Below are 14,197 nucleotides of genomic sequence, written 5' to 3' on the forward strand. Positions count from 1 at the left end.
TGCGGTGGGTCCCGCGGCTGCGGCCTGCTGGCAGATGACGGTGTTGCCTTCAGCCCGCGCGCTGCCGTCGCGCGCATGACGCGATGGTCAGGGCGCGGTCGCGATCACCGCGATCGCCGCCACCGCCAGCACGATCGCCGCGCGGTTGAGCCAGGAGGTGCGTTCGCCGAAGGCCAGCATGCCGACGGCGGTGCCGAGCAGGACCACGCCGATGTTCATCGTCGCGAACACCACTGCCGGGCTGTCGTGCAGCTGCTGGTGGGCGCGCACGTAGAAGACGATGTTGCCGAAGTTCAGCGTGCCCAGCAGCAGGCCGGCGCCGAGGTGGCGCAGGTCCAGCCGGGTGCGGCCGCGCGCCTGTCGCCACAGCTGGGTGCCCAGCATCAGCACGAAGGCGATCGAGAACGCCGTCAGCAGCGAGGCCGACGATGGAATGCCGGCCTGGGCGATGGTCTTGAGCATCACGTCGACCAGCGCGAAGCCCGCCCACACCGCCAGCAGCAGCCCCCAGCCGCCGGGCGCCTGTCCGGTGGCGCTGGCGGCTGGATCGGGGCGGGCGACGATGCCGGCCACCGCGACCAGTCCCAGCGCGAGCCCGGCCAGCTTCTGCATCGAGGCCTGTTCGCCGAACAGCGCGAACGCGGCCAGCAGCGACAGCAGCAGCGACAGGCGCTGGGCGACGTCGGTACGGACGATGCCGGCCCGGCGCACCGCCGCCGCCAGCACCAGGAACAGCGATGGCAGCACCACCGCCAGGGTCAGCAGCGCGGCCCACGGCGCCTGCGGCGAGCGCAGCGGCTCCAGCGGCGGACGCAGCAGGCCCAGGCACAGCGTCGCTGCGGCCAGGTAGTTCCAGGTCACCAGCTGGCCTGCATCCAGGCGCCAGCGCGGGGCCAGCTTCAACAGCACGCCGACCAGCACGCTGCAGGTGACGCTGAGCAGGATGTAATGCATGCGGACCGGGTGGCGTTCGGGGGCGCCATTGTAGGCATGCACCACCTGCGCACCCGCGGGCGCGGCACCGCCGCGACGCAGCGTCCCGCCGCCGTGCGCGGTACATCGCGGAGGCTGCACGGGCGCAGCGGCTATCATGTCGCCCATGCACGATCCCGCCTTCCCCACTGAATCCGGCGGCCTGATGCTGGACGGACCGGCCGGTCCGCTCGAGCTGGCCATCGACCTGCCCGATACCGACGTGGCCCGACCGCTGGTCGCCATCGTCTGCCATCCGCTGCCCACCGAGGGCGGCACGATGCACAACAAGGTCGTCACGATGGTCGCGCGCAGCCTGCGCGAACTCGGCGCCACCTGCGTGCGTTTCAACTTCCGCGGCGTCGGCGCGTCGTCCGGCAGCTTCGACGAAGGCCGCGGCGAGCAGGACGACCTGCAGGCCGTGGTCGACTGGGTACGCCGCCATCGCCCCGAGGCCAGGCTGTGGCTGGCCGGTTTCAGCTTCGGCTCGTATGTGAGTCTGCAGGCGGCGGTGAAGCTGGAGGCCGACGCAGTGATCTCGATCGCGCCGCCGGTGTCCGGCCGCGGCTGGGACTTCAGCGGCATCGCCCTGCCGCAGGTGCCGTGGCTGGTGATCCAGGGCGATGCCGACGAGATCGTCGACGCCCAGGCGGTCTACGACTGGATCGACGGCCTGGAGCAGCCGCCGCAGCTGGTGCGGATGCACGACACCAGCCACTTCTTCCACCGCAAGCTGATCGACCTGCGCGGCGCGCTGCAGCACGAGGTCAAGGCGTGGCTGCCGGAGGCATGAGTCGGACCGCCCTGGCCGCCGATGCCACGCCCTCGCAGCGCTACGACGCCGGTGTCGCCAGTGGCGAGATCACCGACGACCCGGCGCAGCGTCCGGCGCTGGCCGAGCTGGACCGCATCCACGCCGCGCTGCTGGCCCCCACCGGCGGCGGCCTGCTCGGGCGGCTGCTGAAAAAGACGCCCGAGCCGGTGCGCGGCCTGTACTACTGGGGCGAGGTCGGCCGCGGCAAGACCTTCCTGGTCGACCTGTTCTTCGACGGCCTGCCGATCGAGGGCAAGTACCGCACTCATTTCCACCGGTTCATGCGCGGCGTGCACGAGCGGCTGCGCGCGCATGCCGGCCAGTCCGATCCGCTGGCGAAGATCGTGCGCGAGTGGCGCGGCGAGCTGAAGCTGCGGGTGCTGGTGCTGGACGAATTCTTCGTCACCGACATCGGCGACGCGATGCTGCTGGCGCGGCTGCTGGAGCGGCTGTTCGCCGAGGGCGTGACCCTGGTGACCACCTCCAACACCGCGGTGGAGAACCTGTACCGCGACGGGCTGCAGCGCGACAGTTTCATGCCCGCGATCGCGCTGCTGCAGCAGCACTGCGTGGAGCTGCGCTCGGACGGCCAGGAGGACTACCGCCTGCGCGCGCTGACCCAGTCGCCGGTCTACCGCGCGCCGCTGGATCCGCAGTCGCCGGCCTGGCTGGAGGAACGCTGGAAGGCGCTCAGCGGCGGCGAGCCCGCGCAGGCCGGCAACATCGAGATCGAGTCGCGCAAGATCCCGGTGCGCGGCCGCGGCAAGAGCATCGCCTGGTTCGATTTCACCGCGCTGTGCGAAGGCCCGCGCGGCACCAGCGACTACATCGAGATCGCGCGCGAGTTCAACACCGTGCTGGTCGGCGGCATTCCGCATTTCGACCGGCTCAACGAGGACGCCGCGCGTCGCTTCGTCAACTTCATCGACGAGGCCTACGACCGCCAGGTCAACCTGGTGTGCACCGCCGCGGACGCACCGCCGCTGCTGTACACCGGCACCCGGCTGGCCGGCGCGTTCGAGCGCACCGCCTCGCGCCTGATCGAAATGCAGAGCGCCGAGTACCTGGCGCGGCCGCACCGCAGCTGAGGCGTCAGCGGCTGGCGGCGTCGGTCGTCCGCGTGTCGCGCCCTGCATCGCGGCCTGTGGCCGGCAGCGAACGCAGGCGCAGCGCCACTCCGCACAGCCACAGCAGATACAGCGCGATCACCGCCTTCTGCGAGGCGCCGCGCGGCAGCTCGCGCCACAGCGCATGCAGCCACAGGCCGGCGAACGCCAGGGCCGCCACCGCCAGCAGCGGCGCCGCCACCGGGCGCCAGTACGGGTCGTGGCGCAGCACCGCCGACTGCAGCAGCATCGCCGCGCCGACCAGCAGGAACGCCGCCATCGCCGCCAGCCCATGAACCAGCGCGCCGGCATCGCTGACCGGATGGCCCGGACTGGGGCCGGGCCAGTACGCGGTCGCGATCAGCGCCAGGCCGCCGAGCGGCAGCAGCACCGACACCAGCTGCCGGCGTGCGGCCGGGGCCAGGGCGGCCCACAGGCTGGTCGCCAGCACAGCCATGGCCAGACCCAGCAGCGCGTACGCCAGCCGCAGCCAGCCGCTGTACGGGCCGGACAGATAGAAGCTCAGCGGCGCCTGCCACCAGTCGTGCTCGATGCGCAGCAGCTGTACGCCGACCCCCGCCACCGCGAAGCAGGCCAGCGCCACGAGCGTGAAGGAGGCGGCGCGGGCGGGGGAGACGGCGCGGAGCATGGACATCGGTCCAGTCTGGCCGATGCGCCGGCCCCGCGGCAAAGCCTCGCGGCCGGGACGCTTTGCCGCAGGGCGGAGCTGCCCGGGTCCCCGAAAGTGATGCCGGTCACCCAACCGTGCATCCCCGCATGGCCGGCACCGGGGCCGGGTAACGGGTTGGGCCGGACGGCCGGAGGATGTTCCACAGGACACCCCCGGACATCGCTGGCGTGGAACCGGATGAGGGCGAAAAAAGCGGCTCCGGCCTTGACACGGAATTTACACTTTGACCGCGATATATCGCGTTGACTCCCCTTCGACACCACACTATCTTGTGCCGGTTGGTTCCGGCAGCCCCGCTCCCGGAATGCGCGCGACCCCTGCCGCGCCGTTTCCCCGTCGGAAGTGACAGTCCTGCAGTAACCGGCGCGGTGTCCGTGCGTTCCGGTGGCTGTGGCGACCTCGCTTCCGGCCGCGCCCACCGTTGGCCGTTCCGTGCGTCGGAGCGGCTGCGTGCACCACACATGGAGGAGGATGCATGAACCCCGAAGACACCCTCGCCGCCGAGGCCGGTTCCCCCGCCGTCGCGGCTGCCGCCACCCCTACGACCCCGTCGGCTCCGGCCCAGACCGCGCCCGTCGCCGTCGACCCGTCAGACGTGGTGCCCACGCCCCGCCAGGCCTCCGCAATGCCCGCACAGATCGAAGAACAGAACGTCTCCACCTGGATCACCAAGGAAGCCGGCAACCGCCGGATGCCGTTCGAGCGCGAGCGCCTGGACCGCAGCATCGACCAGATCCACGCCGAATTCCCGCAGCTGGACATCGCCGACTACAAGCGCTCGGTGTTCGGTTTCATCGAGCGTAAGGACAGTGTCAACGCCGACGACCTGGTCGACCACCTGATCCGCGAGGCCGAGGCCCGCGTCGATCTGACCGCGCCGGAGTGGGAGTTCTTCGCCGCGCGCCTGTACCTGCGCCGCCTGTACAAGCGCGCCAGCCGCAACCGTTTCTACGACGCCAGCCAGAAGTACGGCTCCTACGTCGGCCTGCAGGAATCGCTGGCCGACCGCAACGTCTATTCCAACGACATCCTGCGCGCCTATTCCAAGGAAGAGCTGCAGGAAGCCGGGAAGATGATCGAGGCCGAGCGCGACAAGCTGTTCGCCTACAACGGCCTGTACCTGCTGGCCACCCGCTACCTGGCCACCGACAACTCGCGCGGCGTGTTCGAGCTGCCGCAGGAGCGCTGGCTGACCATCGCCCTGTACCTGATGCAGAACGAACTGGGCGCCGGCCGCGGCAACCGCGAGCGGCGCATGCAGCTGGTCGGCGAGGCCTACTGGGCGCTGTCCAACCTGTACATGACCGTGGCCACCCCGACGCTGCAGAACGCCGGCAAGGTCGGCGGCCAGCTGTCGAGCTGCTTCATCGACACCGTCGACGACAGCCTGCAGGGCATCTACGACTCCAACACCGACATCGCCCGCGTCTCCAAGGGCGGCGGCGGCGTCGGCGCCTACATCGGCTACGTGCGCTCGTCCGGCTCGGCCATCCGTGGCGTGCCGAACTCGTCCGGCGGCGTGGTGCCGTGGATCAAGCAGCTCAACAACACCGCCGTCTCGGTGGACCAGCTGGGCCAGCGCAAGGGCGCGGTCGCGGTCTACCTGGACGTGTGGCACCGCGACATCGAGGCGTTCCTGGACCTGCGCCTGAACAACGGCGACCAGCGCCTGCGCGCGCACGACGTGTTCACCTCGGTCTGCATCCCCGACATCTTCATGGAAGCGGTCGAGCGCCGCGGCGACTGGTACCTGTTCGATCCGCACGAAGTGAAGCGGGTCAAGGGCTGGTACCTGCAGGACTTCTTCGACGAGAAGAAGGGCGACGTCAACGGCACCTTCCGGAAGAAGTACGAGGAGGTGGTCAACGACGAGCGGATCAGCCGCAAGACGATCAAGGCGATCGACATCTTCAAGCGGATCATGGTCAGCCAGCTGGAGACCGGCAACCCGTTCATGTTCTACCGGGACGAAGTGAACCGGAAGAACCCGAACAAGCACGCCGGCATGGTGTACTCGTCCAACCTGTGCACCGAAATCCTGCAGAACATGAGCCCCACGCGCATGATGCAGGAGATCATCTCGGGCAATCAGATCGTCACCACCAAGCAGGCCGGCGACTTCGTCGTCTGCAACCTGTCGTCGGTGAACCTGGGCCGCGCGGTGATCCCGCAGGAAGGCCAGGGCGACCTGATCACCGACGTGCTCGAGCGCCTGATCCCGATCCAGGTGCGCATGCTGGACAACGTGATCGACCTCAACGACCTGCCGGTCCCGCAGGCCACGATCACCAACCAGAAGTACCGCGCGATCGGCCTGGGTACCTTCGGCTGGCACCACCTGCTGGCGCAGAAGGGCATCCACTGGAATTCGCCGGAAGCAGAGGACTTCAGCGACACCCTGTACGAGCGGATCAACTTCCTGACCGTGCAGGCGTCGATGGAGCTGGCCAAGGAGAAGGGCACCTACACCGCCTTCCCGGGCAGCGACTGGCACACCGGCGCCTACTTCCGCGACCGCGACTACAACAGCCCGCAGTGGCTGGACCTGTCGGCGCAGGTGGCGGTCAACGGCGTGCGCAACGGCTGGCTGATGGCGGTGGCGCCGAACATGTCGACCGCGCAGATCGCCGGCTCCACCGCGTCGATCGACCCGATCTACTCGGCGTTCTACTACGAGGAGAAGAAGGACTTCCGTCGTCCGGTCGCCGCGCCTGGCCTGTCGCTGGAAACCTGGCCGTACTACGAGAAGGGCGCCTACAAGGTCGACCAGTTCGCGTCGGTGCGCCAGAACGCGCGCCGCCAGCGCCACGTCGACCAGGCGATCAGCTTCAACTTCTACGTGCCCAGCACCATCCGCGCCAGCACCCTGCTGGACCTGCACATGACCGCCTGGCGCGAAGGCATGAAGACCACGTACTACGTGCGTTCGAACGACATCGACATCGCCGAGTGCGAGTGGTGCAGCAGCTAAGCGCATTCGCGCTTAGCTTCCACGGTTTGCGACGCAAACCGTGGACCCTGCTTCATCGGCATCCAGACCCCCGCGCCTTCGGCGCGCCCCCCTGACTCAGGGGGGCTTTCCTCCAGATTGATGCGCCGCGACTTCGTCCAGTACGTGCGCGGCGCCCGGAACACGAGTAGAAGCCATGTCCGCAACACCGCTTGATCGCATCAAGATCCTCGAGCCGCGCCATCCGAACCGGTCGACCGGCATCATCAACGGCAAGACCAGCGGCATCCTCAACTGGAACGACATCCCGTACCCGTCCTTCTATCGGGCGTACAAGGAGCTGTCGACCAACTTCTGGATCCCGGACGAGGTCGACATGAAGGGCGACGCCAAGCAGTACGGCGAGCTCTCGGCGCGCGAGAAGAACGCCTACGATTCGATCATCGGCCTGCTGGCCACGCTTGACTCGCCGCAGACGCGCTTCATCTACAACGTCGCCGAGTACATCACCGACCCGGCCGCGCACGCCAACGCCGCGATCATCGGCCAGCAGGAAGTGATCCACAACGAGAGCTACAGCTACGTGCTGGCCTCGATCACCGACCTGCAGAACCAGAACCGCGTGTTCGAGATCGCGCGCACGCACCCGACCATCCTCAAGCGCAATGCGCCGATCATGGAGTCCTACAACGACTTCATGCGCGAGAAGACCGCCGAGACGCTGCTGCGTTCGCTGATCCAGTCCTCGATCCTGGAGGGCATCAACTTCTATTCCGGCTTCGCCTACTTCTACAACCTGGTCCGCCAGAACCGGATGACCGGTACCGGCAAGATCATCAGCTTCATCAACCGCGACGAACTGGCCCACACCAAGTTCATCAGCGAGGTGATCCGCGCCATCATCGGTGAGAACCCGGAGCTGCAGACCAACGAACTGACCGACTACGTGCACAAGGCCTTCGCCCACGCGATCGACCTGGAAGTGGAGTGGACGGGCGAAGTGCTCGACGGCATCGACGGCATCGACGTCGACGAGATGATCCGCTACGTGAAGTACCGCGCCAACAAGATGTCCGGCATGCTCGGCATCGAGAAGCTGTACTCGGAGACCACCGACAACGTGATGCCGTGGATCAAGGCCTACGCCGACAACTTCACCGAGACCAAGACCGACTTCTTCGAGATGCGCAATGCGTCGTACAAGAAGACCAACTCGGACAACGGCTTCGACGACCTGTAAAAGGCAGTCAATGGAGAAGGGTGAATGGCCAGACAGGGCCGCTGCCGTTCCCCTTCTCCGGTTTCGTCTTCTCCAGTGACGGCTTCCATGAACATCCTGATCGCCTTCGCTTCGCTCAGCGGCAACACCCGCGATGTCGCCCGCGCGATCCGCGCGCGCTGCGAGGACGCGGGGCACACGGTGGCATGGTTGGAGACCGGCGTGCAGACCCTGGCCGACGTGGCGCCGGACCCGCACGGCTTCGACCTGTTCCTGCTTGGCGCCTGGACCGACAACGCCGGGCGCACGCCCAGCGAGATGAAGCACTTCATCGCCGAGCTGGTCGCCGCGCGCGGCAAGCCGCCGCGGGTGGCGGTGTTCGGCACCGGTGAGACCCAGTGGGGGCAGGAGTATTATTGCGGGGCCGTGCACCGCATGGCGGTGTTCTTCGACAGCCCGTTCCCGCGTCTGCTGATCGAGCAGATGCCCCATGGCGACCGCGACGCGCGCGCGATCGTCGAATGGACCGACCAGGTCCTGTCCCTTTGCAAGACCGATGACCCCGATGCAGACCATTACCGCCACGTCGCCTGACGAGTACACCGCCGCCTTGGCCGCGCATCCGCGCCTGCTGGTGGATTTCCACAAGGACAACTGCCCCGGCTGCAAGATGCTGGAGATGTCGCTGCAGAAGTTCGCCGCCACCGAGGCCGCCAACGGCGTGGTCCTGCTCAAGGTGAAGATGGAGACCGTCGGCGAGGAGCTGTTCCGTGGCCTCGGCCTGCGCCAGACCCCGACCCTTGCGGTCTTCAAGGAAGGCGCCGAAGTGGCGCGCCTGCCCGGCTTCCAGAGCCCGGCCCAGGTCGAGAGCGCGGTCGGCACGCACCTGTAATCGCAGCCGCCTTGTCCGCGCGGCCCCGGGCCGCAGCGGGCTCGCGGTGACAGACCGCTCCGGGCATTTCGCGACGTGCTGCGATGCGGTGACGCCTCCGCTTGAAGCGGCCTCCGGCACGGCGCTCTAATGGCCCATGCCACGCCACCCTGCCGATGCCGTCCTGCACCGCTCGCGCCGCCACCTGCTGGGCGCCTGCTTGGGCGGGGCCGCGCTGGGCCTCCTTCCGCGTGCCGCCCTCGCCGTGCTGCCTGCAGGCGAGCGAGGGAGCTGGGTGCCTTCCGCCGATCTGCTGGCCGACCTGCCGCGGCAGATGCACGCGCTGGGCGTCCCCGGCGTCGGTATCGCGGTGGTGGAGGGGGGCGAGCTGGTCTGGTCGCAGGGCTTCGGCCTGCTGCACGCCGGCCGCGATGCACCCGTGACGGACGGCACGCTGTTCGAGATCGCCTCGCTGAGCAAGCCGGTGTTCGCCTACCTGGTGCTGCAGCTGGTCGATCGTGGCGAGCTGGCGCTGGACCAGCCACTGGTCGACACCCTGCGCCCCGAGTACCTCGGCGGCGCTGGCCCCGCGGCCATCTGGGCCGAGGCGATCACCGCGCGCGACGTGCTGCGCCACTCCACCGGTCTGCCGAACTGGCGCGCCGATCCTGCACGCGAGCGGCTGGTACCGATGGCAGCGCCCGGCACGCGCATCGACTACTCCGGCGAGGCCTTCGTCTGGCTGCAGCGCGTGGTCGAGACGATCACCGGCGAGAGCCTGGACCGGACCATGCAGCGGCTGCTGTTCGGGCCGGCAGGCATGCGCGACAGCAGCTACGGCTGGAGCGCGGCGCTGGGCGCGCGCTCGGTGTACGGACATGCCGCGCCGGACGTTCCCGGCAAGGAGCTGCCGCAGCAGCTCCTGCGCGAGCAGTGGCAGGCCGCGCAGCCGGTGGCCGAGCGGATCGGCAGGCCATTGTCGGACTGGCGCTACGAGGACGCGGCGCGGGCATTGCCCGAAGTCCTGGCCGGCGCGCCGGAGGGACTGGTCCACTGGCCCGGCGACATCGTCGCCAATGCGGCCGCCAGCCTGCGCTGCTCGGTGGCCGACTACGCCCGTTTCTTGGCGCTGATGGTGCATGCGCGCCGCGCGGACTGGGAACTGCGGCCGGCCACGCGCATGGCGATGTTGCAGCCGCAGATCGAGATCCCCGGACGCTGGAGCGAGAAGACCCTGGGCTGGAACCTGGAAGCGACCACCGCCGGACCGGTGTTCTTCCACGCCGGCAGCAACGGCGGCATCTTCAAGAACTTCGCCATCGGCGATGCGCGCCGCCAGCGTGCCCTGGTGGTGGCGACCAACGCCGCCCAGGGCAACCTGCTGTACCGGCGCGTGGTACGCGCGGCCACCGGGATCGACCTGCTCGCCTTCGACGTCTGAGCACCGGCGGGAGGCGGCACCGGGTGCGCGTGCATCGGCCGCCGCGTACGCGCCGATCCGGCATCGCCTGCACGGACGTGGCGCCGTCGATCGGTCGGTCACGGGCCTGCCCGGCAGGCGACGCGCGGAGGCCTGCCGGCCGCCTGAGCACGCCAGCGGCAGGCCATGCGTGCCGCGCCTTCGGCAGTCGCGACGGGCGCGCAGCGATCTTCCCGCCATGCCGGCATGCGCTACGCTGCCGCGATCCTCCCCTGCCGGACCGCGCCATGAGCGACGCCCCGACCCCCGAAACCCCGCCGACCGAGGCGCGGTTGCTGCACATGGTCTTCCCCGACCACACCAACCACCTGGGCACGCTGTTCGGCGGCCAGGCGCTGGCGTGGATGGACATGGCCGCCTTCATCGCCGCCTCGCGCTACGCGCGCACGACCGTGGTCACCGCACGCTCGGAACAGGTCGATTTCAACCTGCCGATCCACAAGGGCGACCTGGTCGAAGTGATCGCACGCGTGGTCAAGGTCGGCCGCAGCTCGATGCACGTCGATGTCGACGTGATCACCGAGGACCTGCTCAGCGGTGAGCGCAAGCTGTGCACGCGCGGGCACTTCGTGATGATCGCGTTGGATCCGCTGGGCCGGCCGACCGCGGCACCGCCGTTGCCGGCCTGAGCACAGCCTCAACGGTCTGCGCGGTATCACGCGCCTCGAAGTCCGCTTCATGGCGTGTCTGATCCGATGGAGATACGCGTCTGATGTCCGATGCATCGCTGTTCGCCGGCAGATTCCGATCGAAGCGAAGCAACGACCATCGATGCATGGAGCCAGCGCCGTCGTCGGCTTACCATCGCCGCCTCCTTTCTGGCTTCCGAACCTTTCATGGACGACACGCCGCGCATGACCAACCTGTTCCTGCAACTGGGGCTGGAGGCCGATGAGCAATCCATCGCCGGATTCATCGTCGATCACCAGCTGCCGACCGAGCTGTCGATTCTCGAGGCGCCGTTCTGGAACGAGGGCCAGCGCCAGTTCCTGGCCGAGCAGCTCAAGGCCGATGCGGCGTGGACGATCGTCATCGATCAGCTCAACGAATACCTGCACGAGGATGCCGTCAGGCGCCGCACGGGGCTCTGATCCGGCTTGGCCGGCATGGCCGTACCGCGGCCCCGGCGTGGCGGTATGCTGCGGCGATCACCGCCCGCCGGAGCACATCGATGTCAGCCCGCATCCGCATGCCAGTTCTGTACGCAAGCAGTGCCGTCGGTCTCGGGCTGCTGCTCGTTGGCTGTGTCAGCGACCCGGGCCCACGCATCTCCGGCAGCGGTCAGTGCCGTGATGCGACGCTGGGCTGGGCGGTGGGCCAGCCGGGCGACGAGGCGACGCTGCGGCGGCTTTCCAGCGAAAGCGGCGCCGGCCTGGTCAATCCGGTGGGTCCCGGCAGCGCGTTGCGGCACGACAGCCGCAGCGACCGGTTGCGTGTGTACCTGGATGCGGACAACCGGATCACCGCCGCGCGCTGCGAGTAGGCGGCGCGAACCGTGCGGTCAGCCGCTGTCGCGGCCCTGTGCGCTGCGTTGCGCCTGTCGCGCTTCCCACGCAGTCAGATCCAACCGGTACTGCGCCATCGCCTCGGCGTGCAGATCGTGGACGCAGATCGGACAGCCACTGTCGCAGCACTCACTGGGGAGCGGTGCATCGGGTGCGACCGGTCGCGGATCAGTGTCGTCGGGCGCGATCGGTGGGTGCGGGGTCTTCATTGCCCGCGCAGCGTAGCAGCGTGCAGCTGAGCGGAGGCATGCCCGTGCAGGCGATGCCACCTGTTTCCGGGCCGCTGTTCCCGGATGCGTCCGGTGATCCGTCGCGTTTCTCCGTTGAGCGGGCGTGCGCCGCATGCAGGCGCCTGTACCCGGCAGGGTGTCGCTGCGGTGCTGTGCGCACCTGCGGCACCGCGGCGGTGTGGAACAGGCGAAACTGTCCAAACGGCAGTGTTCGTGGCCGGTGCATCGGTGCGCTACATGTGGCTGTTCTATCAAGCAGCGTGCCCGCTGCTGCAGCCTGCGCTCATCCGTCGATCGCGATACCGGCGGCGTCCAGCGCGTCGCGGGTCGGCGCATCGCCGTCCGGGCTCACCGGCCGCGTCAGCGACCACAGGAAACGGACCCGGAACCCGGCCGCCAGCGCGTCCTGCGCGGTCCACAGCACGCAGTAGTCGCGCGCCAGGCCGCAGACATGCACCTCGGCGATGCCGCGTTCGTGCAGCCAGCCGGCCAGGCCGGTCGGTGGCCGCGTGCCGTCGGGGCCGTGGTTCTCGCGGAAGCCGCTGTAGGAGTCGACCTGCGGCGTGCCGCCCTTGCGCAGCACCAGGTCCAGCGGCGTCCAGTCCACGCGCGGGTCCAGTGCAGCGCCGGGCGTGCCCTGCACGCAGTGATCCGGCCACAGCGTCTGCGGATGGCCATGCAGCGTGATCTGTTCGAACGGCTGGCGCCCCCGATGCTGGCTGGCGAACGAGGCGTGCGTGGCCGGATGCCAGTCCTGGGTCGCGACCACGGTGCGATAGCGGCGTGCGCGCAGCAGGGCGTCGATGCCCGCAACGATCGCATCGCCGTCATGGCAGGGCAGCGCGCCGCCGGGCATGAAATCCGGCTGCAGGTCCACGACGATCAGCGCGGTGTCGTTGGAGGGCATGGTCGTGACCGGGTCGTGCATGGCGGGGTGTCATCGCGGGACGAGCCGGCATGCTGGCATGTCGCCGCGGCGAAGACGAGTGCGGATGCATCCGCGCTGCTTGCACGCCCATGGGCGCGCGGATGCCGTTGCACGCGTTTCACAGGGCGGCGATGCGACGCGCGCGTGGACCAGCCCGCGGCAGACATGGAAAGGCCGGCACAGGGCCGGCCTTTCCGCAGCGGTCGGCGGGCGTCGGACCTCAGGTGATCGACGCGCGGTAGATCGATTCGATCGCCGCATCCAGGGCCTGGTCGAACTCCGCGTCGCTCTGCTGCGCGCTCAGGCCTTCGGTCAGTGCGCGGCTGAAGCTGGCGACCACGCCGGGATTCTTCGCCAGCCTGGCGTTGGCATCGTCGCGGCTGTAACCACCGGACAGGGCGACGACCTTCAGCACGGCGACGTGGTCGACCAGCTCCTGGAAGTAGCCGTCCACGCTGGGCAGGGTCAGCTTCAGGATCACCGGGGTCTTCGGATCGATCTTGTCCAGGCGGGCCAGCAGGCCCTGCTTCAGGGTCGCCTCGATGGCTTCCTTGTCGGCGGCCTTGATGTCCACTTCCGGTTCGATGATCGGCACCAGGCCGGCATCCAGCACCTGCTGGCCCAGCGCGAACTGCTGGTCGAGCACCGCGGCGATGCCGGCGGCGTTGTTGGCCTTGATCACCGAGCGTTCCTTGGTGCCGAACACGCCCTTGGCCCTGGCCTTGGCCAGCAGCGCATCCAGACCGGGAATCGGCTTGAGCAGCTGGACGCCGTCGGCCTCGTCTTCCAGACCCTTGTCGATCTTCAGGAACGGCACGACCTGCTTGGTCTGCCACAGATAGGTCGCCGCGTCCTGGCCGGCGAAGCTGTCGTCCAGGGTGCGCTCGAACAGAATCGCACCGAGCACGCGCTTGCCGTTGAATGCGGCGCTGGAGACGATGCGCTCGCGCATCTGGTGGACCTTGGCGAACATTTCCGCGTCGCCCGAATACGCCGACTCGTCGACGCCGTAGAGCTTGAGCGCCTTGGGCGTGCTGCCACCGCTCTGGTCGAGCGCGGCGATGAATCCCTGGCCCGACGCGATCCTCTCCAACTGCTCCTGATTCACTGCCACGGCTGCTTCTCCTGTGAGGTCGATATGCATGGAACCGGCATGGCCAGTCAGCGTGACATGATACCCGTGACGGACGCGGCGACGTCCCGGAACAGCGCAGATACGGCGCCGTTTTCGGCGGAAATTCAGCCTGGCCGATGGTGTGCTCGGAATGTCATGCGCTGTCAGTCGCGCGCCGCGCGTCGCCACGGAGTTTCAAACCCGGTCGTTCACCATCCGCGGGCCGCGCGCAGTGTGGCGGTTGCAGTCGCGCAGCGAAGGGAGGCCGTCGCAGTGCACCCGCCTGGACACGCGTTCGCGCCTGCCGATCCCGAGCA

Annotated in this window: 15 protein-coding genes; 10 read left to right on the plus strand and 5 right to left on the minus strand. The window is 68.7% G+C overall.

Annotation, left to right across the window (positions count from 1 at the left end):
• Positions 1-87: 87 nt before the first annotated feature.
• On the minus strand, positions 88-954 hold the full coding sequence (locus tag IB242_RS17345; protein WP_192282517.1) for an EamA family transporter: 867 nt from the start codon (positions 952-954) through the stop codon (positions 88-90).
• Between the two features lie 145 nt (positions 955-1,099).
• Here IB242_RS17345 and IB242_RS17350 point away from each other — a divergent pair, with 145 nt between their 5' ends.
• Both IB242_RS17350 and zapE read left to right on the plus strand, forming a co-directional pair.
• Entirely contained in the window at positions 1,100-1,765 is a 666-nt protein-coding gene (locus IB242_RS17350; protein ID WP_192282519.1) for an alpha/beta fold hydrolase, read from the plus strand.
• The gene (gene zapE / locus IB242_RS17355) at positions 1,762-2,874 is read left to right on the plus strand and encodes a cell division protein ZapE (RefSeq protein WP_192282521.1); all 1,113 of its coding nucleotides are present in this window, start codon (positions 1,762-1,764) and stop codon (positions 2,872-2,874) included. Before IB242_RS17350 ends, zapE begins: the two co-directional genes overlap by 4 nt.
• Before the next feature lie 4 nt (positions 2,875-2,878).
• On the opposite strand, the gene IB242_RS17360 is transcribed toward zapE, so the two are convergent.
• Positions 2,879-3,547 carry a DUF998 domain-containing protein gene (locus tag IB242_RS17360; protein WP_225540808.1) on the minus strand — a complete coding sequence of 223 codons (669 nt, stop codon included), beginning with the start codon at positions 3,545-3,547 and terminating at the stop codon, positions 2,879-2,881.
• A gap of 511 nt (positions 3,548-4,058) precedes the next feature.
• Here IB242_RS17360 and IB242_RS17365 point away from each other — a divergent pair.
• The 8 genes from IB242_RS17365 to IB242_RS17400 all read left to right on the plus strand — a co-directional run bounded on the left by IB242_RS17365 (position 4,059) and on the right by IB242_RS17400 (position 11,586).
• Entirely contained in the window at positions 4,059-6,554 is a 2,496-nt protein-coding gene (locus tag IB242_RS17365; protein ID WP_192282523.1) for a ribonucleoside-diphosphate reductase subunit alpha, read from the plus strand.
• A 175-nt stretch (positions 6,555-6,729) separates the two neighbouring features.
• Positions 6,730-7,773 (plus strand): ribonucleotide-diphosphate reductase subunit beta, encoded by a 1,044-nt coding sequence (locus IB242_RS17370; protein ID WP_192282525.1) that lies wholly within the window; start codon positions 6,730-6,732, stop codon positions 7,771-7,773.
• 87 nt (positions 7,774-7,860) lie between these two features.
• Positions 7,861-8,346 carry a flavodoxin gene (locus IB242_RS17375; RefSeq protein WP_192282527.1) on the plus strand — a complete coding sequence of 162 codons (486 nt, stop codon included), beginning with the start codon at positions 7,861-7,863 and terminating at the stop codon, positions 8,344-8,346.
• Positions 8,318-8,644: a thioredoxin family protein gene (locus IB242_RS17380; RefSeq protein WP_192282529.1), complete on the plus strand. Its 327-nt coding sequence runs from the start codon at positions 8,318-8,320 to the stop codon at positions 8,642-8,644. The genes IB242_RS17375 and IB242_RS17380 overlap by 29 nt, the downstream gene beginning before the upstream one ends.
• 274 nt (positions 8,645-8,918) lie before the next feature.
• Positions 8,919-10,064: a serine hydrolase domain-containing protein gene (locus IB242_RS17385; protein WP_343237168.1), complete on the plus strand. Its 1,146-nt coding sequence runs from the start codon at positions 8,919-8,921 to the stop codon at positions 10,062-10,064.
• Between the two features lie 266 nt (positions 10,065-10,330).
• Positions 10,331-10,732 (plus strand): acyl-CoA thioesterase, encoded by a 402-nt coding sequence (locus tag IB242_RS17390; protein WP_192282531.1) that lies wholly within the window; start codon positions 10,331-10,333, stop codon positions 10,730-10,732.
• Positions 10,733-10,939: 207 nt separating this feature from the next.
• Positions 10,940-11,194, plus strand: coding sequence for a DUF2789 family protein (locus IB242_RS17395; protein WP_192282730.1), 255 nt, complete (start codon positions 10,940-10,942; stop codon positions 11,192-11,194).
• A gap of 80 nt (positions 11,195-11,274) precedes the next feature.
• Complete coding sequence (locus tag IB242_RS17400; protein WP_192282533.1) at positions 11,275-11,586, plus strand: hypothetical protein; 312 nt, start codon at positions 11,275-11,277, stop codon at positions 11,584-11,586.
• An 18-nt stretch (positions 11,587-11,604) separates the two neighbouring features.
• Here the strand turns inward: IB242_RS17400 and IB242_RS17405 are convergent, their stop codons facing one another.
• The 3 genes from IB242_RS17405 to IB242_RS17415 all read right to left on the minus strand — a co-directional run bounded on the left by IB242_RS17405 (position 11,605) and on the right by IB242_RS17415 (position 13,874).
• Positions 11,605-11,817 (minus strand): oxidoreductase-like domain-containing protein, encoded by a 213-nt coding sequence (locus tag IB242_RS17405; protein WP_192282535.1) that lies wholly within the window; start codon positions 11,815-11,817, stop codon positions 11,605-11,607.
• A gap of 304 nt (positions 11,818-12,121) precedes the next feature.
• A complete protein-coding gene (gene pncA, locus IB242_RS17410; protein WP_192282732.1) occupies positions 12,122-12,745 on the minus strand; it encodes a bifunctional nicotinamidase/pyrazinamidase in 624 nt (207 codons plus the stop codon).
• Between the two features lie 241 nt (positions 12,746-12,986).
• On the minus strand, positions 12,987-13,874 hold the full coding sequence (locus tag IB242_RS17415) for a fructose bisphosphate aldolase (protein ID WP_343237169.1): 888 nt from the start codon (positions 13,872-13,874) through the stop codon (positions 12,987-12,989).
• Positions 13,875-14,197 lie beyond the last annotated feature (323 nt).

Origin of the sequence: Xanthomonas sp. XNM01 (assembly GCF_014851915.1) — a bacterium.
Classification (GTDB): Bacteria; Pseudomonadota; Gammaproteobacteria; order Xanthomonadales; family Xanthomonadaceae; genus Pseudoxanthomonas.

Coding starts and splice junctions, on each gene's coding strand:
- IB242_RS17365 (WP_192282523.1), top strand. CDS start 4,059: ATGAACCCCGAAGACACCCTCGCCGCCGAGGCCGGTTCCCCCGCCGTC.
- IB242_RS17390 (WP_192282531.1), top strand. CDS start 10,331: ATGAGCGACGCCCCGACCCCCGAAACCCCGCCGACCGAGGCGCGGTTG.
- IB242_RS17350 (WP_192282519.1), top strand. CDS start 1,100: ATGCACGATCCCGCCTTCCCCACTGAATCCGGCGGCCTGATGCTGGAC.
- IB242_RS17375 (WP_192282527.1), top strand. CDS start 7,861: ATGAACATCCTGATCGCCTTCGCTTCGCTCAGCGGCAACACCCGCGAT.
- pncA (WP_192282732.1), bottom strand. CDS start 12,745: ATGCCCTCCAACGACACCGCGCTGATCGTCGTGGACCTGCAGCCGGAT.
- IB242_RS17360 (WP_225540808.1), bottom strand. CDS start 3,547: ATGTCCATGCTCCGCGCCGTCTCCCCCGCCCGCGCCGCCTCCTTCACG.
- IB242_RS17345 (WP_192282517.1), bottom strand. CDS start 954: ATGCATTACATCCTGCTCAGCGTCACCTGCAGCGTGCTGGTCGGCGTG.
- IB242_RS17400 (WP_192282533.1), top strand. CDS start 11,275: ATGTCAGCCCGCATCCGCATGCCAGTTCTGTACGCAAGCAGTGCCGTC.
- IB242_RS17380 (WP_192282529.1), top strand. CDS start 8,318: ATGCAGACCATTACCGCCACGTCGCCTGACGAGTACACCGCCGCCTTG.
- IB242_RS17370 (WP_192282525.1), top strand. CDS start 6,730: ATGTCCGCAACACCGCTTGATCGCATCAAGATCCTCGAGCCGCGCCAT.
- zapE (WP_192282521.1), top strand. CDS start 1,762: ATGAGTCGGACCGCCCTGGCCGCCGATGCCACGCCCTCGCAGCGCTAC.
- IB242_RS17395 (WP_192282730.1), top strand. CDS start 10,940: ATGGACGACACGCCGCGCATGACCAACCTGTTCCTGCAACTGGGGCTG.
- IB242_RS17405 (WP_192282535.1), bottom strand. CDS start 11,817: ATGAAGACCCCGCACCCACCGATCGCGCCCGACGACACTGATCCGCGA.